Raw genomic sequence first — 22,516 nt, 5'->3', positions numbered from 1 at the left:
CTCATCTTTATAATTCAAGTGACGAGCTTAATTTATAAGATAGGAATTTCTGCATTATAAGAATCTTAATTATAACTAGATTCTTATAAAAGGGCAGCTAGCAAATACTAACTGCTTATTCTAAAGATGACAATCTGGATGTCTAAATATAACATGACCAAGAAACGGGAGAACTATTTAAGTAAGGATATCGAATGGAGAAGAACCGTATCATATGGATCAGTTGTCATTTTTGAGAATATCGATGAAAAAAAGATGCGTAGACTTGTTGTGAAGGAGCTGAAAAACTATAAAGTATTGTGCGTTCGGATGAAAAATCAAGAAGAACAGGCTTAAGTTGGGGGCATTGTTCTTTTTCTTAAAATGTGGGGGGACAATAAAAATCATAAGATACATTCTAAACAAATGGAACGGACATGAAGATCAGCTGAAAATTATTGAGATGAAGCATCGAGAGAATGATACGGTAAAAGATTCATTTGTATACAACAGCTAATGATGAAACGTGATCCATTTTATCAGAGGAAAAAGTGAAATTGAGCTGATAACTATGGATTTGGGTATAACATGAGCTTGGTTTTAAAGTAACAGAAATGGAATTCTAGCATTTTGTAGTGTTGATATAGATAGGTTCAAATGAAGTTTTTCTGCTTTACATGTTATATTGTTTCACTGACCTATTTTTTGATAGGCCTAATTTTAATTCTATTAAAATTAGTAACAGATTGTCCAAACTTTACTAATCTATCTTACATAGCATGTAGTAATAAATTAAAAGGAGGAATTTAGTATGTCTTATTACTACTGTAATCATTGTAAGGATTACAAAAAGAAATATCACGATTGTCATAGAAGCAGTAAGGGTTATGAAAAATGTGATAAAAAGCATGAGGAGAAACCTTGGGTTAATGTAAAAGTAAATTGTTGTTCTGATGATAACCAATATAATCTTGTAAGAGCATCTGCTTTTAGAGCTGTGAGCACAGTTAATCAAAATTTACCAGCAAATACATTTGTTAAGGTCTTATTTCAAAATGAACAATTTGATTTAGCGAATGAGTATAATCCAGCTACATCAATTTTTATTCCAAAGACAAGAGGTGTTTATTCTGTTATTGGGACTATTGCTTTCATTCCCAATAATCTAAACACAAATTATAGAGCGCGGGTAGAAATTCGAGTTAATGGAAATCCGGCAATTGCAATAGATAATGATTTTTTTGGTCCAATAAACTTTGCTAATGTTGTTGCTGTTTCATCAATCATTCAGTTAAATGCAGGGGATATAGTTGAGATTTTTGCACAAAGTAGTGTAGCTGGAGTTATTTCTAATGTAGAAAATAGTACGCATTTTGAAGCTGCAAGATTTCCATCACCAGACGCATAATTGATATGAAAATTTTTCTGTGACTTTATATAGAGAAAGTCCATAATTTATATTTGACTTGCATTTATGCAGGTCTTTTTTTGATGAAAAATGTTTATTGTAACACAAGTTGGTTACATTATTTGGGAAATCTAAATTATTTATATAAATTTTGCATGATGTGTACTTAGAAATAATATGTCTATAAACGAAGGGGTATCATCCAATATATGTTTTGGTTGATACTTTTTTGTTTTATGAACAAAAAGGCTATTAAAAAAAGGGTGATAAAAATATCAAATCCTTTTCACTATGTACATTTATTTCACTGTCTCATTTAATTCTATTCCAGATTCAAATGTAGGTTCTTTTGAAGCAGCGATTTGCATTTCTTCACCTGTTTATGGGTTACGTCCTGCACGTGCAGATCTTTCACACACTTCAAATGTACCGAATCCTAGTATCTGTACTTTTTCTTTATTAGCTAACGCATTTATTATCGTATCTAATACAGCCTGTGTTACTGCAACTACCTCTTTTGGTGTAAGTTCTATTTTTTCCGCTACTACTTTTGTTAATTCTGTCTAATTCATTTTTAGCACATCTTCATATGTAATTAGGTAACTATTACAACGTGTGTATTTTTATGATGTAATTAATAATATACATAGAAAAATCCCTAGCAAGAGCTAAGGGGACAATTTCTGTATGGTAGTAAGAAAGAAAAATGTGTTCATCACACAATTTATATTTTTACATTTTGATTTTATACAACAAAAATTACCTAATCTAGATAATCTACTTATTTCTACATAAAGGCTACTTTCAATACAATCAGTCAAATTACTACTAGTAAACCCTTTTTAGATATATAATTGTACTATTAAATGCAGATGATACCAAGCAAACATAATTTAATCTGCTTGTTCATAGGAGATTAATAGCTAGAAATATGAAAATTTATAAAAAATAAAAAGGGTGGATAAGATGAAAGCAACAGGTGTTACACGAAGAGTAGATGAATTAGGACGAATTGTTCTTCCGAAAGAGTTAAGAAGAACATTAGGAATTGTAGAAAAAGATCCTATGGAAATATTTGTAGAAGATGAAAAAATCATTTTACAAAAATACAAATCTTATGATGCTTGTGCAATAACTGGTGATATTTCAGAAAAAAATATATCATTAGCAAATGCTCAAATCGTTCTTAGTCCTGAAGGTGCTAAACTGTTAATTAAGGAAATCCAACAGCAATTAGTTAAGTAGATTCATTATTCTTAGTAAATTACATTAAAGCAAAAGACACCTTAATAGATGTCTTTTGCTTTAACTTGAACCAACATAATTCCATCAATACTACTTTTACAATAGCAAATATATCAGCAATCTTTCATATCATATTCATTTTAGCATAGATCAGACTGTTTTTAAATCATTCAAATATTTAAAAATATAAATTTAAAATTCCTACCTTAAAAGGGGTCCCCACATCGCTATCAAGCTAAGGTTTTGAAGTACCCCCTAAACGAAAATTTCTTTTCTCTACAGGCAGTTACTTTGAGAAGTTAGCTCATTTTTTTCGTTTTAGGGCGTTTATTTTTCTTAAGCTGATGGGCATGTATGGTGACCCACATAATACAAATAGAAATTAAGAAAATGCCAAAAAAGTTGGCATTTTCTTGATTTCTATTTATCTTTTCACAAAACATTTACCATATTCAACAAAATCACAATCTACATAAAAATAATTATTTCCAGACCAAATTTGAACTCGTTGCTTTGCGCTATCAAAAACATAATTATCATATCCTGGATATGCATCTCTAACCCATACATATTCAGTAGCTGCGCTGACAGGTAATGCGGATGTAACTAAAGCAGTTGCTAAAGCAATCCCTCCTATAGCTTTCTTGATTTTAGATTTCATCATAATTTATATCCCCCTTTATTTTTTGCTATTAAACTTTTAATGTTTAATAGATTACTATCAATATAACACTCTTCTGATAATTGTAAATATTTAGGTAGTTTATAAAAAATATGCAGAATATTACAAATATATATATAATTACCATAAGGTAGTGCCCCTTAATATATAGAGGAGGGCGTTTATGAAATCTACGGGAGCCTATCTACATTAGGAAACTACTATTGATTAAAGGAACAAAGCATATAAAAAGACACTGTATAGTGTCTTTTTATATGTGGATATAGCTCTAAAGAAAATGTAGTGATTAATCAAAGAAACTTGGATGCTTATTAGTTAAACTTAGTATAATTTTAATATACATAAATTTTATTTTCCATTCGTTTCACCTGCATATCAAACTGAATTAAAACAATTTAATCATAATAACATGAAGTGTTCATATAATGGATGTTTTTTATTTTACAAAGAGAACCTGCAAACCTGCAGATTCTCCTGATAATGATTTATGGAGCAAGACCCGAAAATATAATACAATAATTCGAAAATGAGTTCAAGTAAATAAAAAGAACCCGCTGGAGTTCGGGTCCTTTCAGAAGTGATGATGTATTCTCGGCTTGGGAACTGAGAAAAACACAAAAATATAATACATCGAGTTTTAGAGAATTTCAATACTAAATTAGAGTAATTTCGGAGGAGGCTGAAGAATGGAGAATCAATGTGCGGTATTAGTGTAAAGAATTGATGAGCTAATTAAAACAGTTGCGGAACAACAAGAGCAGATCAATAATTTATCGCGTGAAGTAGGAAATTTAAAGACTCATGTGAATTTTCTAGAAGTGCAGTTGAAATAAAGATGAAACTAAATAAACAAGAACAAACAGTTGTTGTCGGTCATTTAATCAACAAAGTTATTGGGGGTGGAATTAGTTAAACAACACATTGAGCCACAGAAATTAGAGAAGGCTATAGTTTTACATACAATGCTGTAACACATGGTTTCTTCCATAAATATTTTCCAGAAGATGTAGCTGATTTAGCTGCTGAGATCATAGATAAGAATCCGATTGATATATTATGGGAAAACATAACGATTCAATATACGGCTATTATCAGGCACAGCAATTAATGTTCGTTAAATATCAAGAAGATACGACGAAAGAACTACGTAAGAATAAAGTTACTGAGAGTGGATTCGAAGAAGAATGGAAAATTCAATTCGGTTGGGACAAACATGCTACTTTTTTAAAGCCCAATCAAGGGCGATGAGCACATTATCTTCTCTTATTAGGGGTACCACCCCATCGCTATCAAGCTAAGAAAATACAACTACCCCCAGAACAAGATTTTGTGCTAATTTGTAATAAAAAAGCTCATTTTTTCGTTTTGGGGATACCTTAAAATTTTAAGTTGATGGGCATGGGATCCCGCCCACATTTTAACGAAAATATACGCTAAGCAAATTCCAACATAAAGCGAGCCGAATTTTCTACTCTTAAGAAAAATTTCGGTTCGTTTTATGGTTTCATGACAAGTTGTTTACTGAACAATAAAGTTCTTTATTGGAACAGGCTACTTTCTTCAACAATCGGGCCAGATTGTTGAAGAAGAAATATAATAAAAATGCTTTTGATTGTTTTATTAAACGAATTAAACCGCAAAAAACAAGAAGAATTCCCCCCCTTTTACTAGTACACTAAATCCTATAAAGGGGGGAGATCATGAACAATAAAGCCATTGGATTATTTCAAGGAATTGCGTTATACATTTCAGCTATTCTAGGATCAGGTGTCCTTTTTTTATCGGGGGTAACGGCCTCAATAGCGGGCCCTGCATCTATTGTATCCTGGTTTATCGTTATTATAATTAGTTTTCCGCTTGCTTATTCCTTTGCTAGTTTGGCACGGATATATCCTGATTCCGGTGGAGCAGCAACCTTTGTTAGAAATTCTTTTGGATATCATCTTGGCAATATCGTTGGGTGGTTTTACTTTGTAACAGCAGCAGTTGGTCAAACGATTGTATCTTTAACTGGTGCTTTTTACGTCAGTCAGGCATTTGGATTTTCGCATTTTGAAACAATTTTAATTGCCGTCTTTATTTTGGTAATTGCAGGTGTTTCCAATTATTACGGCGTAAATGTTAGTGGTAAAGTTGCATTGATTTTAAGTTCCTTATTACTGATTCTTTTAGCGTCAGCTGTATTTGTGGCGTTTCCAAGAATACAATGGGGAAATTTTACTCCCTTTGTTCCAAATGGATGGTTTTCTGTCGGGAACGCTATAACGGTTATCTTTTGGTCATTTTTCGGTTGGGAGGCGATTTGTAATCTGGCTGAGCACTTTAAAAGGCCAGAAAAAGATATTGTCAAAGGAGCAGTTATTAGTGCAGTTGTCATTGGATTATTATTTTTAGCGCTAAGCCTTGTCACTATTGGAACGGCCACGTATGGCAGTCAAGAAAGCAACCTGTCTCCTATTGGTGTTATAATGGGAGATACAGTAGGCGGGGGTGCCAAAGTCGTTACAGCTGTTTTAGCTTTAATTATTTGTACAGGGACAGCGAATGCTTTTGTAGCCAGCCTAACGCAATTAGGATATTCATTAAGCAGAGATGGTGCTTTCCCAAAATTTTTCTCAAGGCTGCATGCAACTACTCAAATTCCAAGACAGATGGTATTGTTTGTTATCTGTTTTTCGGTAGCAGGTGTGTTAGTGACAAAAGCTTTGTCACTAACGTTTGATGATATTTTGTTTATACCGACTTCTCTTGGGATTCTAGTTTATGTTCTTTCAATGGCAGCAGGCGTTAAATTATTTAGGAAGAACACACGGGCATGGTGGGCATCGTTAATCTCTTTCATTTTATGTTTGCTGGTGATTCCATTTTTTCAATTGTATATATTTGTTCCGTTAATTGTCGTGGCTATATATGCGATTTATATGATTTTGAGTAATAAGATTTTCGCCTACAAGGGAGGATTAAATTCTAATGAAGGATCAAAATAACCTTTCCAGAGATACCATGTGGAAAGCAACAGTATCATGTGATTCAGCGTATGACGGGATATTCTTTTACGCAGTCAAGACAACTGGAATTTTCTGCCGGCCTTCTTGCAAGTCTAAGGTTCCTAATTATGAAAATGTATCCTTTTTTTCAAATGCGCACGAAGCTCAAAGGGCAGGCTATCGCCCATGCAAAAGATGCCGATCAGATCTAAATATAAAAATATACGACCCGTTCGAATGCGTTTTGGAAGATACTATGCGATTGATAAAAAATAATTATGTTCAAAACATGTCTTTAAATGAAATTGCATCAAGGGTAGGAGTTAGTCGTTTTCATTTAAATCGGATTTTCAAAGAAAGAACAGGGTATACTCCTCGAATATATTTAGAAAGGATCAGAGTTAAGAAAGCAAAGGAACTTCTCTTGACAACGGTCTTTAATAGTACAGAGATTGGTTATCAAACAGGCTATCAAAGTGTATCTAGCTTTTATAATGCATTTAAAAGAAATACAGGATTTTCACCGAGTCAATTCCGTGCTTTCCATAGTGGAAATACCGTAAACCAAGAACTTGACTGAATTCACGTTCTTTAACAAAAGATAGCATGAATTAACAAGAGTGCTTTGTACTCATCGTATTTTTTGATAAATCATTACTGATTGATTAAAAGTAAACAACTTTGTATTGAACAATAATAAGCCATTTTTTCTCTGTTATAGAATTGTAAGCTTTTTAATTCAATCCTCAACAAACGGGCAGGATTATTGAACAAGTTTTATGAACTTTAGTGGTAGCATCATTAGTGAAATGCTTTATAACAACTAATTAAGGAGGGATAGAATATGAGAAATAACTTTCAAATCGTTGCGTTACAAGAGAAGGAGTTTAATAACCTATTTCTAATGAATGAAGAAGTATTAAAAAGTATCGGGGCAGTCAAAATAATAGCAAACAAAAATCCTGGATATCCTTGCAGGATAAGTTTGAAGGATGCAGAGGTAGGAGAAGAGGTAATTTTACTGAATTACCAATATCATAGTGTTAATTCGCCTTATAAAGCAAGTGGTCCTATATTTATACGAAAGGGAGCAACTACTGCTAAGCTAGATGTAAATGAAATTCCGCATATGTTACATCATAGGTATCTATCTGTACGCGGCTACAATGCTGACTCAATGATTGTAGAAGCAAGGGTTACAGAAGGTGTAAATTTAAGAGAAAATATAGATGAAATTTTTGATAATAAAGAAGTAGAATATATTCACATTCTTAACGCTAAACCAGGATGCTATAACTGCCTTGTTAATAGAGTGTGAAAAAATTGAAAATGCAAACTTCTATTATCCTATAAGGGGTACCACCAATCGCTATCAAGCTAATTCAACAAAATCCCCCCTAAAATGAAAAAATACGCTATTCTTTTTGTAGAATCATAGGAAAGGATGGCGTTTTTGTATGTCTATTTCTGTATCTGATGAATTACAACTATTTGCTCAAGAGATTCAAAGTTTTTTATCTCCAAATACCTTACGGGATCTTGCTAGAGATGTTGGTTTCGTACAACGAACCAGTAAATACCAAGCAAAAGATTTAGTCGCTTTATGTATATGGATGAGTCAAAATATCGCTACAACCTCTTTAGCCCAGTTATCTAGCTGTTTAGAAGCATCCACAGAAGTACTCATCAGTCCGGAAGGACTGAATCAAAGGTTTAATAAATCAGCCGTTCAATTTTTACAACATATATTAGCTGAACTACTAAACCAAAAATTAGCCTCATCTATGCCGATTTCTTCTCCATATACTTCTAATTTCAAATGTATTCGTATTTTAGATTCAACTTGAGTATGATTTATTAAGTGGACAATTCCTTCATATTCATACAGGACCAGGTAAACAACATGATCGAACCTACGGTTCCCTGTGTGTCCAAACTGTAATAGCGAATGATTTATCTATCTGAGATTTAGGCTATTTTCATTTGAAAGATTTTCAACATTTACAAGATCAAAAGGCTTATTATATCTCACGTATCAAATCGAATACACGTATTTATCAAAAAATCCTATCCTAATTATTTTTAAGATGGAAGACTTAGGGGTAGCATCACATCGCTATCAAGCTAAGAAAATACAACTTCTCCCGGAATGTAAATTTTATCCATTTTTGAATACTGATAAGATGGTTATGTTAACTGAAGGCAATAGATTTATATAAAAAGGATATTGTAATCGACTTAGCTCGTGAAGAGAAAAAATAAAGTATATGATAAAAAACGCAAACCACTAATCAAAAGAGGCTTGCGTTTTTTTAACTAACGTTTTTCCACTTTTCCTCATTAACCAATAGAAAGCAGACAATTTTTTCGTTTTGGGGTGTTATAAAATCCTTAAGTTGATGGGCATGTATGATGACCACTAACAGGGGTCACTAACAGACCATTTGAAATGAAAAATTACTAAGTAAAAAAACTAGCGGTTTCTAATTGCGTTTCCTCTTTTTTATTTCAAATCAAGATTCTTAACAGTTTTTAAAGTGAATTACATGCATTCAAAGTTAATTGTATGGTTAAAAAGATTGATTAACAGGTTGATATATAGTAGCTAAAGTTTGCACTTCTGATTCTGGAGCTGTAGATAATGGATAATACCCTTTTTTGACCATATATTGCCATACATCGTATGCATGTCTACCACTATTTAAGAATGCATTTTCTAAGAATGTTCTTAAGTTAGGGTTTGCGCATTCTAATACAGAACCAGCATAATTTAAAGCTGCTGACTTTTGATTTAATAAGTATCCAGTTGCAATTGCTCGGTCATTAGGTGGTGCTCCCCTTACATCCGGAGTAACAGGCGGCAATTCTTCAACAGGTGTTCTTAAGTAAGAAGATAGTACAGGTGTTAACTTAGATGGCTGAAATTTTTCAATATTTGGTTCACTTAGACTCTGTACGAATTCAACTTTTAAATTATAATCCTGCACATGTAATGGAAAATGTTGTTGCAATAATTGTTTTAATTCGGGATCTTGTGCCTGTTGAATGTATGTACTCATCGTATTAATTGTATTGTAACAACCAGCAATTAATTCACTTAAATCACGTAATTCATGTGTAGCTAATTGCATATTTTATTCCTCCTTTTTCATATCAATTCTATGTTTTACTAAAACAATAGAAATTATGATTAAAACAAAAATAAATTTTTATGAATACATATTTTTCATAAATTTAAATTGATAGTAAAAAATCTTAGATTGATAATGATGTGCTCCTAAGGAAACTTGTAGTCTAAATAATAGCCATTCTCATGCGTTATTGAAGTGATTTATAAATGGGGTCGCACCACACATCCATCAACCTAACAGCACAGGTTGCCCCCAAAACGATAAAAATGAACTTCATTGCTATAAAAGACTCTAATTTTTCGTTTTGGGGGCATTATAAAATTTTAACTTGATGGTGATGGGGTACCGCCAGCATTTCGGAAAAAACCATGCTAAGAGCATGCAAGATTTTATACATTTTTTCGGCTCATTTAGTAACAAAGGAGAACCTGAAAACCGCACCATGATAGAAATGTATAAAAATATGAATAGGGTATAGAAAAAGGTGAATTCCTCTTGAAAGTAGGGGTTCGCCTTTTTCTTTGCTACCGATAATAGGACGTTATGTTAACTTAACTTGTATACAATATACAAATCAAATTACAAAACATATTAGTTCTTCTAAATGGTACAATAAGGAAAAAAGGGGGTTCTAAATAATGCCTTTAGAAACGACTATTTCTTGCATCATTATTGCAATAATCATTGGTGCACTATTTGGAGGAATTATACGTATAATTCAGCGTAACAGTAATCAAAAGAAACAAAATCAAGTTGAGCAAAAATTAGATAGAGTTATTCAACTGTTAGAAAAACAAAACAAAGATTGACCTTACCTCCAAACAGAAGTGGTTTGCTATAAAAATCATTAATAGGAGCTAAAACATGAATTTTACAGAGAAAGAAATTAAGAAAACCAAACAAAAAGTGTTAATTATATTATTTTGTATAGCTGGTTTGTTCGTATACGGAGTTTATTGGGCATTCTTCAGTATGGATCGACTACCTACAGGTGAAAAGATTGCTGAAAAACAATCTCCTGACGGAACATATACATTTAAAGCTTATGTAACAAATGGCGGAGCAACAACAAGTTTTGCTGTTAGGGGAGAGTTAGTATTTAATCATCGTGAATATTTCAAGACAAAGAATGTGTATTGGAATTACCGAGAAGATACAGCAAAGATTGTATGGAAAGACAATGATACAGTAATCATTAACGGACATATGTTAAATGTTCCTGAGGATACATACGATTTCAGAAATGAATAACTGTAGACTTATAGATCCATTGACTACCGTTAACGAATTTTATGTAAATTAGCCTCTCTTGTAGGAGCTAGTTTTTTCTTAGTGTGGATTTTTTCCAAAATGCTGGCGATATCCCCACAAAGCTATTAAAAAAGGGCTGATATGAATATCAAACCCTTGTGATTATGTATGATTATTTCACTGCTTCTTTTAATTCTTTTCCAGCTTTAAAAGCAGGTGCCTTTGAAGCGGCGATTTGCATTTTTTCAGCTGTTTGTGGGTTACGTCCTGTACGTGCAGATCGTTCACGTACTTCAAAAGTACAAAAACTAAGAATTTGTACTTTTTCTCCATTTGCTAGTGCATTTGTTATTGTATTTAAAACAGCTTGTGTTGCTACAGCTGTATCCTTTTGTATAAGTCCTGCTTTTTCTGCTACTACTTTTGTTAATTCTGTCTTATTTATTTTTTGCACCTCTCCATAAGTAATTAGGTGACTATCATAACGTGTGTATACTTATGATGCAATTAATATTATGCATAGAAAAAGCACTAGCAAGAGATAAGGGACAATTTCTGTATGGTAGTAAGAAGAAAAATCTGTTAATGAAACTTCAGGGTTTTAGCTTGATGGGCATAGGTTAGTGTCAAGAAAATGCGGATTTACAGCGTTAAAGAAATTTCAATATTAAAAAGCCTAACTTCTCAATTTAATATGAAGAAATTAGGCTTTTTTCATTTAGTGGTGAAACCCATTATCACATTTCGTATCATGTGGCATAGGTCCGTCAAGGGAATCCAGAAAGGAAACGGTCTGTTTGAGGTTCCTCAAAAATAAATGTGCAAGATCCATGGAAAATCCATTTCGAACCACAACGCGCATAATCGTCACCGCTTCCATATCTGGAGGCAATGGGTAGGCAGGTACTTGCCAGCCGAACACACGCAATTGTCGAGATAAATCATAAAGATTCCAATTTGATGTGTAACCTTCTTTTAGTCGCCAAGCGAAAACCGGAATATCCGAACCATCGGACAAAAGTTCGAACGGTTCCATCTTCTGAATGGCTTTGCTAAGAAAAAGAGCGACTTTCTGGGAAGCCCTTTGTACATCATAGTACCCACTTTTTCCTAAACGCAGGTAATTGTAATATTGTAGGAGCACTTGTGCACCAGGACGAGAGAAATTCAGGGCAAAGGTCGGCATGTTCCCGCCTAAATAGGAGACACGGAAGATTAGATCCTCAGGGAGATCTTCAGCTTCCCGCCAAATTATCCAACCCAATCCAGGATAGACTAATCCATATTTATGTCCGGATACATTGATGGACTTCACCCTCGGTAATTGAAAATCCCAGACTAAATCTGGTTGAAGAAACGGTGCTATAAATCCTCCCGAAGCTGCATCCACATGCATGGGAATGTCAAGACCCGTCCTCGCCTGTAAATCATCCAACGCTTTCGCAATTGCGGCAACCGGTTCGTAAAGACCGGTATAAGTTTCACCGAGAATCGGTACCACACCAATCGTATTTTCATCCACGGCTGCGAGGACTCCCTGAGGATCCAATTGGGGATGTTCTGGGCTAATCTTCACATAGCGTGGTTCAACCTCCCAATAATTCGCGAATTTTTCCCAAACGACCTGAACAGCCGAACTAAACACAATATTGGGACGATCCACTGGCTTCCCTTCGTTTTTACGTGCATTTTGCCAGCGTCGCTTTAAAGCAAGTCCACCGAGCATACATGCTTCCGACGATCCAGTTGTTGAAACGCCCATAGTCGTAAGGGGGCTGGGCGAATGCCAGAGGTTGGCTAAGATGCGGACACACCGCTCCTCAATTTCAGCTGTCTGTGGATATTCGTCCTTGTCAATCATGTTCTTGTTGAATGATTTTGCATATAATTGCTCTGCGGCAGGCTCCATCCATGTGCTAACGAATGTTGCAAGATTCAGGCGAGCGTTTCCATCAAGAGCAATTTCATCATGGACGATTTGATACGCTGTTTCTGGTAACATACCTTTATCAGGAATATGAAAGCGCGGAACGACGGATTCTCCTTCGCGGGCAAACAGAGGATTTACAGAAAATTCGTGAGGCAGCTCTTTTTGCATGTGACGCGGTAGAGATTGTGAATTATCTGGCATAATCTCTTTTCTTACATATGCATCCTTTTGAACTTTTGCTTTTCGATCCTGTGGCATACAAGTCCCCCTTAATTAATTTTTTAACAAACATATTATTTACAAAAACTCATTTGTTAAAACAAGGGACAATTCTATTGAATGATTCACCATACTACCTACTTTAGCTTGGTTTTTGCAACTTCAGTAAGTGTGGGGCGATAGAACGTTGAAGATTTTACGGTTGCAACGTTTTTTTGCAACCAACCTCATATCCTCAGTTTTCGAAGAGCAATCTGTACAAGTAAATGATAGCAAACATGTTGGCCTATGCCAACTGACATGAATCTCCCACGTACTCACTTCGCGTTCCTTAAGGAAGGAGTCTTATTGGCTAAAATAATAAATTATAAAAATATAGGTATAGGTAAATAGAGAAGAATATATCATTCTTTAAGAATGATATATATTTAAAGTTAATTAACTATAAGAAAATGAATTTCATATTACAACTAAATATAATTAATTTACTTTACCTATGTGATGAAAAGAACAGTTGTAGAAAAATTAAACAATCATTTTTTAAAACATTTTTAGTTATGAATTAATGTGTGGGGATTATAGAGTTTTTTAGTTTTCTATTTAATAAATCTCTCATTTAATATATAAATTTTATACAACAATGAAAAAAGCATCTGCTATGGATATTTCCTCTAAAAATTTATCTCTACAAGTTCCTCTTAAGGATTTTTCTTCCTGAAAAGTAATTAACTTTTAAACTTTTTCTAATATTCGAAACCACTATTTGTAATCCAATCCATATTTTATTGATACCAATGTAGTTACAGGTATGTTAAAATTCACTTGAAACATTGCTTTTGGGAATACAATTGCTATCATAAACGCAATTTATTTTCTACAAACTGATTGGGTTTTAACCCAAATCGCGGTTTTATTCCGCAGTCCTTAATAAATTGTTAAGGACCTTTTTTATTTGTCTTTTAGCTGCGAAAAAATAAAATTTGCAAAGATATAAACTTTTCATAATGGGGGTACTTCATAACTTTATTTTGATAGCGATCTGCTGAGACTCCTTTTTATATGAATATAACAATGATATGGTTAATTTTTATTCATAAAAAAACAAAAAAAGAAGAGGGATATCTCCCTCTCCACCAACAAAATCAAACATATTTACAATTAAGGAAGGGCATACATTCATCAAGTGATGAAAGGAACAATAATAGTTCACCTAGTGAATTATAACATAAAACAACTCCTATTAATAGGTAATATTACCATTAATGTAATTTATGTGACAAATTTGTTAAATATCTTAATATTAAAAGGCTTTATATGTATGTAAATGGAATGTGGATAGTGTAGGGATAAAATATAAGGGGGATATATATGATGTTTAACAAAAAACAAAAATTAGTAACAACGGTAACAGCTTTAACATTAGGATGTGGATTTACTTTTGGATTAACACCAGCCTTTGCAGATTCTACTAAGATTTCCGCAAACAATACTCCTGTTCATTCTATTCAAAACCAAGAACAAGAACCTTTTACTGGATATGTCATTTCAATAGATAACAATTATTTAGTGGTTGCTGCTACTTCTACAAAAGATGAAGCACTTACTTATCAATATGATTGGTGGGATCTAGTTTCCCAGAACAAAATTTTAAGAGTTCCTGTTTCAGATAGTGAAAACTACACATTAGGTGAAAAATTAAACGTATATGCAGTTGGGTGGACTGCATCATTACCACCAATTGCTGTTATGCCTACAATCGAAAAATTAACCCAATAGGTAATAGTGCTTACAATAATAAAGGGCATCGTTCTAATTAGAATGGTGCCCTTTATTTAATAACAATTCAAACGTGATCACTCAAATCTATTATATTTGAAAATTGCAGTGTCAACTTATATAAAAAGCATTGGTACATATGACAACACTATTTAACGCGTCAATATTGAAAACAGTCATATAATTAGAGCGTGTATAACCGTCCTCATGATAGATAATCATTATTTCTTCTTCAGACAATAAGGATCATACTAGCATGTTTTCAATTCGTTATTTTTTTCAATTGTTAAGATTGGACGGGTTACTTTGTGTTATTCCTTAATCATTTCACGTTTAAATTTCAACGCAAACTTATAGGGATTCTTAGCAAATAAATGAATACTATCCGTAATATCCATGAAGAATTCGTCGATAGAATATTGGTGAAAATCCTCAATAGGAACGTACTGCAAAGCTAACTTTGTTATGTAATTAGAGCATTTTATATAAGTACCCATAATTGGATTTACAACAAGAATATCTTTTCTGTGAGGAATTTCGTATAATCTTGCCATCTATTTTACACTCAATGCTTTTAATGGGGGAGTGGCAGATAGAACGATTGAACCGTTTTTATTTACATCACCGACTAATGCCAATTTTGTATACATAGGATCTAAACCCATTTTGATGCAACTTACTGAAGCGTAAGAGCTACGTAAATCCACACATAAGATGATTCTATTCGGTAAGATAGAATAGTCATACACTGTTATTCCTCCCTAATTAAAAAAGAGTGCTTGCTCTTATCCAGTACGAATGTAGGTTCTTTTATAAGGAGTTTTTGTTTGAAAATATTTTTTTGTATAAAGAAAAGACACTCTTAGACGAGTGTCTTTCAGATATTCTGCTTGTGGGAGCAGTAATTCTAATACAAATCAGCAATAAGAGGGTATAGATATATATCCTCTTACTATTGATTAAAGGCACGGAACATAAAAGAAAAGGATACAGTATCGCTTCTTTTCTTTAACTTGAACTAATTTGATTCTACAAATACTACTTTTATAATAGCAAATATATCAGCAATCTTTCATATCACATGCATTTTAGTATGAAAATCCTTTATTCCGTATATTTAAATGTAAATTCAAGAAAAATGCGTTATTTATTGTGGTATAGATTGAAATGATTAAGTAAATATTTTTTGTTTTTATTTAATCGTTTCTTTTTAACTGATGTGTAACGGAAATGTTTAATTGATTTTCTTGTGCATTTCAATCCAAGTACGATAGAAGGAGATTTTTTTGACTAATCTTCGTCGAAAAATTTTAGATGAAATCTATGATTTAGAATATACCTATTGTTCAACTTGCCCTCTGAACAACCTATCAATGAATTGTGCAGATGAGCAGAAAAAGGCAAAACAAAGAAATTATAAACATTGTAAAGGTTGTCCCATTTTCGATTCCATTCGTGAGAAAGGGGAGCAATTGAATTCTTTATCAAAAAGAGTACATTTAATAAGGTACGAGAACGTTATATGGAAAATCCATTTAAGTATCTTCAATATAAGAAGTACTCAATCACAGATGTAGTAAAAGAAACAGGTTTAACAAAGTATCAACTAAGAAAATTCAAACAACAGCTAGAGTGAGAGTTTCGGATGAGGTGAGAAATAGAATATTTATCTTTAGAAGAGGTATGCGATCGGGTAGGTATAACAAAAAATCAATTAGGCTATTTAATTAAGTATAAACAAATCGAACCTATCAATCTGGCTACCTGGAAAGCAGATGGCGGATATCGTTTTAAGCAAGAAGACGTAAAAAAGTTAGAGGAATTATACAAAGACTCTTTTACATTAAAAGAGGCGGCTGAATTTCTAAATAAGTCTAAGACTTACGTTCATAATGCGGCTAAAGATTGGATATTGCCCTTTAAAGAGATTGCTAAAGGGAAATCTACTGAACGATTATACTTAAAAAAAGATTTGGAAGTTTTCAAAGAAAAAATTGAAAACAGATCAAAAGAGGAATTGAAAGAAAAAAAGCAGCATCTAAGTCTCTATCTTGATGAAAAGGTAGTAGAAGCAATAAAGAAAAAGGCTGCAAAGAAAGGGTATAATGGCTACAAGAAGTTTGCTGAAGACATTTTATCCGCTGAAGTAAAAGAAGACATAGAAGAATAGAAATTCTAGAGAGAATAGACCCCAAAAAAACAGAAACGTTCTAATGGGTCTATTATTAATTCCAAGGATTTTTTCTGAGTTTTAATATAATCGCATTAAGCAGATAGTTAATTGCGATTACAAACGAATTTGAGAAGCTGTTTTTTTTATGTCATTTTACTTTTTCATAATATAGTAGGATTTATGCTATAATTTTAAATATTAGAAAAGGAGAATATATGATGAACAAAATAAAAGACAAGCTATTTAATTTTAAATTTTTAATTAAGACTGGGATAACATTTATGATAATAGCATTAATAAGCCCTTTTGTATTAGCGCCACTAATATATAAAGTTGCCGAAAGGTTTGGTGGTATTGAAAATTTAGGCCCTACAGGAGATTTACTGGGGGGTTCGACTGTACCATTTTTTAATATAGCAAGTATATTATTAATTCTAGCTACAATTGCTATTCAAAGAGAGGAATTGACACTAACCCGTGATGAATTAAAATTAACTCGTGCTGAATTTAAAGAGCAAAATACCACTTTGTCAATTCAAAGATTCGAAAATACTTTTTTTCAAATGGTTAATTTACATAATAATTTAACATCTAAATTAAGAAAGAATGTTTCAAAGTCAGGTGGATATTTAAAGCCAATTATAGAAATTGAGTTACAGGGAAAAGCAGTTATTACAGAAGCTTTATCAGAATTGAAAAGCATATACAAACAGAAATCATGGGTGGGAGAAAAGAGTATAGAAGAAACACTGAAAATTATTAGAATTTCGTATGCGTCTCTTTATAAAGCATATGATAATGAACTAGGGAATTACTTTAGAAATTTATACCATATAATCAAGTTTATAGATGAATCAGATATTAATGAAAAACAAACATACATCCGTATAATACGTGCTCAATTATCAACAGATGAATTAATACTACTTCTATATAATGGATTAAGTGAATATGGATCAACAGAAGTATTACAACTCTTAAATAAATATAATTTCTTACATAATATTGAGAATCGTAAAGAGTTGATGCTGTCAGAAAATGATTATGAAATATATTTAAATTATGAAACATATTTTACAGAACAATAAAACATCAAAAATAGTTTACTATAATTAGATTATAGTAAACTGAAGAGGTTATAATATATTATTCATTTGAAGTATGATAAAATAGAAGTATAACTGTATATCGTGTGAAGGTGGGCTTGTTATTATCCCTTCTTTCCATTCGGAAGGAAAGGGGATGATATAACATGGAATTTTTGTTTGAACTTTTAAAAGAAATTGCAAGAGCAGTTGTGCGTGAGGTTTCAGCATACGCACTGAGAAAGCAATTCGAAAAAAAAGACAACAAAAAACCCGCGCTTCACCGACCAAAGTACAAGCGTGGGTCTAAAAGAAAAAGATAATGCATAATAACAACCACCTTGACAGTAGCAGTTATGAGACGGGATGTTGACAGCATCTCGTCATTTTTAGTTTATGCAATTCAGTTAAGTACTATACTTAATATATATTGGATATGCATTCAATATATATTTAATCTACAGTAAACATACCATATTTTTATTTACGGGTCAATATTGGAAGGAATAGGAGGTTGTATAAAGATTATGAACCTAGATATTAATCAAACAGGACCCACTTGTGGAATATACGGTCTTGCAAATGGATTACTTAACATGAACAAAGTAAGTAGCCACAAAAAAGAAAAGATTGATCAAGAAATCTATGAACTACTAAAAGAATTCAAGTTTAGAATCCAAGATAATGAATTCACTGGATACACTTTAGTAGGCGAATTTTTCAAATTCAATACATTTAAAAGATTCATTGAAAATGTGATTGATGAACTGCATAAAAACATAATTTCAGGTGAAATTAACCCTGTAGATGATAATCTTAAGTATGAAATAGAAATAGCGAACGTTAGTGATTTGACACAATACTCTCTTATCCAGCAAATGAACAACAATGAAGCCTTTATTCTTTTTAGCATTCTTAAACAATATAATATATTGGGGTTAGTAGATGATATAAAAGCTCTCCTCGGTTTTAACAGGATACAAAAACATGTAATATCACATTGGATATGCATACACGGTTACTGTAATAACGTCGGAAAGTTCATTGTTACCGATAGTTATAAAGGAGAAAGAATGAATTTTACATATGAAAAATTAAAGAAAAAAAACGCACGTTTGGAAAATAAAATCTTCGAATGGGAGAAATACACTGGTCAACAGTATTTTCAAAAAAAGAACACAATGACTTCTACGAGCAAACAAATTATAGATTTAGTAACAGAGCAGTTAAAAAATAAGGAAGGGTATCTTAAAAAAAATAAGTTTAAAAGTGTGATAGAGCACACAGCTGGTAAAATGATAGTAATTAGGAAAGTAAAACAGGAAAACAGCCAAGTAAGCGTTAAATAAAAAGTATAATAATTTTTTAAAAACTATTGGGAAATGAGAACAAAAGAACATTTGAAAGGGAAATAAAGAAGTTACACCAAGAAAGAAACAATACAGTTAACGCAATATTCTGTAATAACTTGATAAATATAGAAAAAATAACCAACCCTTAAGTAAATATGTTAATGTTTATATAAATAAATAGAAAGGGGATAAATTTATGAAACATTATGTGAAAGTTTTAATGGGATTGAGTTTTATGTTTGGTTGTATTTTCGTTACATCTGGAAATGTTGAAGCTGCATCGGGGGGATGGTATAAAGTTACAGCTGCAGGTAACAATTGTAAAGCTAGAGTGAATACTGATCAAACAGAGTATAAGTCCAATAATAAAACAGTGGGTATGCAAATAGAGGCACAAGGAAATTGTAGTACAATGTATTATGATGCAGCGTTAACAGATAGAGGCTTAGAGTCTGTAGCACATGATGGAACTGTTGGAAGTTTTTCTTCGAAAACTCCAATAAAACAACTAAAAATAGGTAGTGTTCGTGAAAAAGAAACTACAGTTATTATTGTTCAATTATACAAAGATGCTGCTCATACACAGCCTATAGGAAAACTGATTTCAAATGAAATTATACTTTATCCTAGGTAACCACTACCTATAACTATATAAATTGGCTACTGGAAAATTGTAAAATAGGTACCTTTGTTTTGATTACAATATTAAATTTATTATAAGGTTTCTTTGCCAATCAGCATTTAACTAAAGCGAAATTGTAAATCTAAAATAAAAAAATGTTTGTGCTACCTCAGATAATAGAAAAGTACAGGTCCTTAATCAATTAAGGGTCTGTACTTTTCTATTATGATTTACTAATTTTCCAACCTTCATCCGTTTTCTCTAATTCAATTACGATTACTTTTTTATAATCGTTTTTAGAATCTTTTTTATACACAGCATCAACAGTTACTGTAGCGATTTCGTTTTTCTCTTCAACTTTTCTAATCTTATAGCTTTTAAGATCTTCATTAATTGATTTCATTAATTCTGCATTTCCGCCAATAAAACCAACTATTTTTTTTGCTTCGGGTGTAAATAACTCTCCAAAATCTTTTGCATTTCCGTCTTTTGCATCTTCAAAATATGCTGTAGCAACTTCTTTAGGATCACGATTATCTCCACATGCAGCAAGTGCTGTAACTGATAAAGCCATTACCACCATTAACATGATCATACGCGTAAATTTGTTCTTCATTCAAACCACTCCTTATATATAACGTAATTTCAACTCTTAAAAAGGGCTAAATTACTTGTATAAGTATATAATAATTAAAACTATAAAACTATATATTCTTAGATATTATTTTTATGGTATTAGAGTTATTAAAACGAAGTGGAGCACGGGGAAACTTCCCATTACTATAATATTGATTTCCGTTATATACATTAGTATAATATTAAAGTCAGAGCATGCTCTGAACAGTCAACGTTATAGGGGTATAACAGACGACATTCATTTTTAAAATCATAAAATCGGATTCACTTATATGAAAGATAAAAGCCTTTCTTTAATTAGGAGGGCTTTTATCTTTTCTTGAAGAGTTCAGCATATACATGAGTAGATGTAGTAATAGTTATGTATTTTGTATCTGCAGGTGTTATCCCAGAAGGTAAGATATGTATTTAATTACAATTAACAAGAAACAGAATATTAATAATTATTGAAGGGATTACTAGGACAATAACTTATAATGATACTATACGATACATAAGAAAAATTACTGAAAGTAACAACACTGAGTGAATGTCATGCCATTAAAGTTATGGATAAGTCGTGAGGAAGAAGCGGAAATTCATGATTTTAAGATCTATGAAGAAGCAAAAAAGAATTTTAAAGAGAAGTATGAAAATCCTTTCCAGCTGTCTGAACCTTTCAAGATAGATGGTGAACAAATATATTCCTACATGTATATCATAGATAGGGAGAAATTTAAAGAAATGCAAGATTATATAGAAAAGTATAATACGTATCTTATTAATGATGGGGACCTAGACACTAATAGAATCATACCAATCAATTCTGATTTTCGAAGACTGTAAATTAAATATTTCTCATTAAAAATAATATACTTATAATATTTTAAGTACAAACCTGAAAAGAGGCTCTTATTTTAAAGCGCCATTTCTGTCCAAAAGGTTTACCTCACCTTAGCTTGTCAAAATATGAGCCCCCCCTTCACCTAACCAAAAAGGGGCTAGTAGGAGAGGGGATTACACTACATGATTGTTTAACATAGAAAAGTTTTATGCGACCTTTACTTATACCATGGCATATAACCTTATTAGAATAAATATTTTAAAGACATTCCTAGATTATTTAGTATGATTTTGGATAAAATCACAGAATGTAGAATACTAATTTGCTTTCTCAACAATTGGAGAAATAGCATCCACAGGAGTATTAGGTAGTAAAATAGGGCTACTCTCAAAAGATGCAGCGTAAACGTTTACTGTATCACCTAGTACAATGTCTTGTAATAATTTAGGTGAAACCTCAGCTGTATAAGTTATGTTGTTACTCGAAACTAAGATTGAATTCTCCGATTTTTGTACTATTTTTCCTGTGATTTTTTCGTATTGATTCTCCAAAATGTTTTGTTCATTTCCCTTTTGAATAATCGCATTTCTTGCCTCGAAAGGTAAATCCTTTAAAAGTATAGGATCCATTTCAAATGCTTTAGCATAAACATTTACTGTGTCACCTATATTAATATTTGGTAGTATTTTTGGATTAACATGGGCACGAATAATGTTGTTTTCACTTGAAATTTCAATGCTATCTTCGGATTTTTTTATCACAGTACCAGAACGTTTTTTTAATTGTGCTAAGAGTTTTTGTTCTTTATCTTTACTCATTACACGGTTTTCTTGTTGTTTTTTAGATTCATCATTTACTTTAGAAATAGAATTTGCATCAGTGTAGAATACAGTTTGTCCATAGATTTTTTGTTGTTTCCATTGATCTTTGTTAACAACTTTAACTTTGTCATCCTTTTTAAAGCTTGAGTTACTGCCATTCGAGAAGTTTATAGTAACTTCTTGATTATTTCCATTGGCATCTTTATACGTAACTGTCACATAATAAGGATCTGCATCATTTATTACACCAACTACATGGTTTTCTTGTTTCTTTTTAGATTCATCATTTACTTTAGAAATAGAATTTGCATCAGTGTAAAATACAGTTTGTCCATAGATTTTTTGTTGTTTCCATTGATCTTTGTTAACAACTTTAACTTTGTCATCCTTTTTAAA

General features: G+C 32.2%; 20 protein-coding genes and 7 pseudogenes. 18 read left to right on the top strand and 9 right to left on the bottom strand.

What is annotated here, in order from left to right:
* The first annotated feature begins 153 nt into the window (after positions 1-153).
* Both AB6801_RS20500 and AB6801_RS20495 read left to right on the top strand, forming a co-directional pair.
* Entirely contained in the window at positions 154-336 is a 183-nt protein-coding gene (locus AB6801_RS20500; protein WP_133300474.1) for a hypothetical protein, read from the top strand.
* A 454-nt stretch (positions 337-790) separates the two neighbouring features.
* Positions 791-1,387: an ABC transporter permease gene (locus AB6801_RS20495; protein ID WP_044585220.1), complete on the top strand. Its 597-nt coding sequence runs from the start codon at positions 791-793 to the stop codon at positions 1,385-1,387.
* 299 nt (positions 1,388-1,686) lie between these two features.
* Here AB6801_RS20495 and AB6801_RS20490 read toward each other — a convergent pair.
* A pseudogene (locus tag AB6801_RS20490) lies at positions 1,687-1,950 on the bottom strand (HU family DNA-binding protein); the annotation flags it as partial.
* A 403-nt stretch (positions 1,951-2,353) separates the two neighbouring features.
* Between AB6801_RS20490 and AB6801_RS20485 the strand changes: the two are divergent.
* Positions 2,354-2,632 carry an AbrB/MazE/SpoVT family DNA-binding domain-containing protein gene (locus tag AB6801_RS20485; protein ID WP_000648354.1) on the top strand — a complete coding sequence of 93 codons (279 nt, stop codon included), beginning with the start codon at positions 2,354-2,356 and terminating at the stop codon, positions 2,630-2,632.
* Between the two features lie 424 nt (positions 2,633-3,056).
* Here the strand turns inward: AB6801_RS20485 and AB6801_RS20480 are convergent, their stop codons facing one another.
* Positions 3,057-3,296, bottom strand: a complete 240-nt coding sequence (locus AB6801_RS20480; RefSeq protein WP_000978065.1) for a hypothetical protein — start codon at positions 3,294-3,296, stop codon at positions 3,057-3,059.
* Positions 3,297-4,275: 979 nt separating this feature from the next.
* Between AB6801_RS20480 and AB6801_RS20475 the strand changes: the two are divergent.
* From AB6801_RS20475 to AB6801_RS20455, 5 genes and pseudogenes are all read left to right on the top strand, one after another.
* Positions 4,276-4,585 (top strand): annotated as a pseudogene (locus tag AB6801_RS20475) (phage terminase small subunit); the annotation flags it as partial.
* A 429-nt stretch (positions 4,586-5,014) separates the two neighbouring features.
* Positions 5,015-6,301 carry an APC family permease gene (locus tag AB6801_RS20470; RefSeq protein ID WP_001060118.1) on the top strand — a complete coding sequence of 429 codons (1,287 nt, stop codon included), beginning with the start codon at positions 5,015-5,017 and terminating at the stop codon, positions 6,299-6,301.
* A complete protein-coding gene (locus AB6801_RS20465; protein WP_000654819.1) occupies positions 6,285-6,881 on the top strand; it encodes a bifunctional transcriptional activator/DNA repair enzyme AdaA in 597 nt (198 codons plus the stop codon). Before AB6801_RS20470 ends, AB6801_RS20465 begins: the two co-directional genes overlap by 17 nt.
* A gap of 264 nt (positions 6,882-7,145) precedes the next feature.
* Positions 7,146-7,619, top strand: coding sequence for a DUF1203 domain-containing protein (locus AB6801_RS20460; RefSeq protein WP_001245414.1), 474 nt, complete (start codon positions 7,146-7,148; stop codon positions 7,617-7,619).
* Between the two features lie 139 nt (positions 7,620-7,758).
* Positions 7,759-8,365: pseudogene (locus AB6801_RS20455) on the top strand (transposase); the annotation flags it as partial.
* Between the two features lie 506 nt (positions 8,366-8,871).
* Here AB6801_RS20455 and AB6801_RS20450 read toward each other — a convergent pair.
* Positions 8,872-9,432 carry a spore coat protein gene (locus AB6801_RS20450; RefSeq protein ID WP_044585222.1) on the bottom strand — a complete coding sequence of 187 codons (561 nt, stop codon included), beginning with the start codon at positions 9,430-9,432 and terminating at the stop codon, positions 8,872-8,874.
* A 638-nt stretch (positions 9,433-10,070) separates the two neighbouring features.
* On the opposite strand from AB6801_RS20450, the gene AB6801_RS20445 reads away from it, so the two are divergent.
* Together AB6801_RS20445 and AB6801_RS20440 are read left to right on the top strand one after the other, a co-directional pair.
* Entirely contained in the window at positions 10,071-10,241 is a 171-nt protein-coding gene (locus tag AB6801_RS20445) for a DUF4083 family protein (protein ID WP_001127871.1), read from the top strand.
* A gap of 55 nt (positions 10,242-10,296) precedes the next feature.
* Positions 10,297-10,683 (top strand): DUF5412 domain-containing protein, encoded by a 387-nt coding sequence (locus AB6801_RS20440; protein ID WP_044585223.1) that lies wholly within the window; start codon positions 10,297-10,299, stop codon positions 10,681-10,683.
* 172 nt (positions 10,684-10,855) lie between these two features.
* On the opposite strand, the gene AB6801_RS20435 is transcribed toward AB6801_RS20440, so the two are convergent.
* Both AB6801_RS20435 and gad read right to left on the bottom strand, forming a co-directional pair.
* Positions 10,856-11,128: an HU family DNA-binding protein gene (locus tag AB6801_RS20435; protein WP_044585394.1), complete on the bottom strand. Its 273-nt coding sequence runs from the start codon at positions 11,126-11,128 to the stop codon at positions 10,856-10,858.
* A gap of 273 nt (positions 11,129-11,401) precedes the next feature.
* A complete protein-coding gene (gad, locus tag AB6801_RS20430) occupies positions 11,402-12,871 on the bottom strand; it encodes a glutamate decarboxylase (RefSeq protein ID WP_044585224.1) in 1,470 nt (489 codons plus the stop codon).
* Positions 12,872-14,203: 1,332 nt separating this feature from the next.
* Between gad and AB6801_RS20425 the strand changes: the two genes are divergently transcribed.
* The gene (locus tag AB6801_RS20425) at positions 14,204-14,608 is read left to right on the top strand and encodes a DUF3221 domain-containing protein (RefSeq protein ID WP_033685851.1); all 405 of its coding nucleotides are present in this window, start codon (positions 14,204-14,206) and stop codon (positions 14,606-14,608) included.
* Positions 14,609-14,675: 67 nt separating this feature from the next.
* Here AB6801_RS20425 and AB6801_RS20420 read toward each other — a convergent pair.
* Both AB6801_RS20420 and AB6801_RS20415 read right to left on the bottom strand, forming a co-directional pair.
* Positions 14,676-14,934: pseudogene (locus tag AB6801_RS20420) on the bottom strand (YolD-like family protein).
* Positions 14,932-15,357, bottom strand: a pseudogene (locus AB6801_RS20415) (Y-family DNA polymerase); the annotation flags it as partial. The pseudogenes AB6801_RS20415 and AB6801_RS20420, both read right to left, overlap by 3 nt.
* A 537-nt stretch (positions 15,358-15,894) precedes the next feature.
* On the opposite strand from AB6801_RS20415, the pseudogene AB6801_RS20410 reads away from it, so the two are divergent.
* The 6 genes and pseudogenes from AB6801_RS20410 (at position 15,895) to AB6801_RS20385 (ending at position 19,852) form a co-directional block, all read left to right on the top strand.
* A pseudogene (locus AB6801_RS20410) lies at positions 15,895-16,244 on the top strand (zinc-finger domain-containing protein).
* Between the two features lie 21 nt (positions 16,245-16,265).
* The gene (locus AB6801_RS20405; RefSeq protein WP_033689769.1) at positions 16,266-16,778 is read left to right on the top strand and encodes a DNA-binding protein; all 513 of its coding nucleotides are present in this window, start codon (positions 16,266-16,268) and stop codon (positions 16,776-16,778) included.
* A gap of 221 nt (positions 16,779-16,999) precedes the next feature.
* Positions 17,000-17,869: a putative phage abortive infection protein gene (locus tag AB6801_RS20400; protein WP_001033550.1), complete on the top strand. Its 870-nt coding sequence runs from the start codon at positions 17,000-17,002 to the stop codon at positions 17,867-17,869.
* Positions 17,870-18,033: 164 nt separating this feature from the next.
* Entirely contained in the window at positions 18,034-18,189 is a 156-nt protein-coding gene (locus AB6801_RS20395; RefSeq protein WP_000394778.1) for a hypothetical protein, read from the top strand.
* Between the two features lie 204 nt (positions 18,190-18,393).
* Positions 18,394-19,215: a hypothetical protein gene (locus AB6801_RS20390; RefSeq protein WP_370941153.1), complete on the top strand. Its 822-nt coding sequence runs from the start codon at positions 18,394-18,396 to the stop codon at positions 19,213-19,215.
* 199 nt (positions 19,216-19,414) lie between these two features.
* Positions 19,415-19,852: a hypothetical protein gene (locus tag AB6801_RS20385; RefSeq protein ID WP_170924512.1), complete on the top strand. Its 438-nt coding sequence runs from the start codon at positions 19,415-19,417 to the stop codon at positions 19,850-19,852.
* Between the two features lie 211 nt (positions 19,853-20,063).
* On the opposite strand, the gene AB6801_RS20380 is transcribed toward AB6801_RS20385, so the two are convergent.
* Positions 20,064-20,456 carry a nuclear transport factor 2 family protein gene (locus AB6801_RS20380; protein WP_044585226.1) on the bottom strand — a complete coding sequence of 131 codons (393 nt, stop codon included), beginning with the start codon at positions 20,454-20,456 and terminating at the stop codon, positions 20,064-20,066.
* A 554-nt stretch (positions 20,457-21,010) separates the two neighbouring features.
* Here AB6801_RS20380 and AB6801_RS20375 point away from each other — a divergent pair.
* Positions 21,011-21,301 (top strand): hypothetical protein, encoded by a 291-nt coding sequence (locus tag AB6801_RS20375; RefSeq protein ID WP_245305165.1) that lies wholly within the window; start codon positions 21,011-21,013, stop codon positions 21,299-21,301.
* Positions 21,302-21,616: 315 nt separating this feature from the next.
* Here AB6801_RS20375 and AB6801_RS20370 read toward each other — a convergent pair.
* Positions 21,617-22,516, bottom strand: a pseudogene (locus tag AB6801_RS20370) (S-layer homology domain-containing protein); the annotation flags it as partial.

The organism is Bacillus sp. RCC_6_1, assembly GCF_041360755.1.
Lineage (GTDB): Bacteria > Bacillota > Bacilli > Bacillales > Bacillaceae_G > Bacillus_A > Bacillus_A cereus.
Note: the sequence above shows the minus strand (reverse complement) of the source record. Positions and strands in the feature narration are given on the sequence as shown.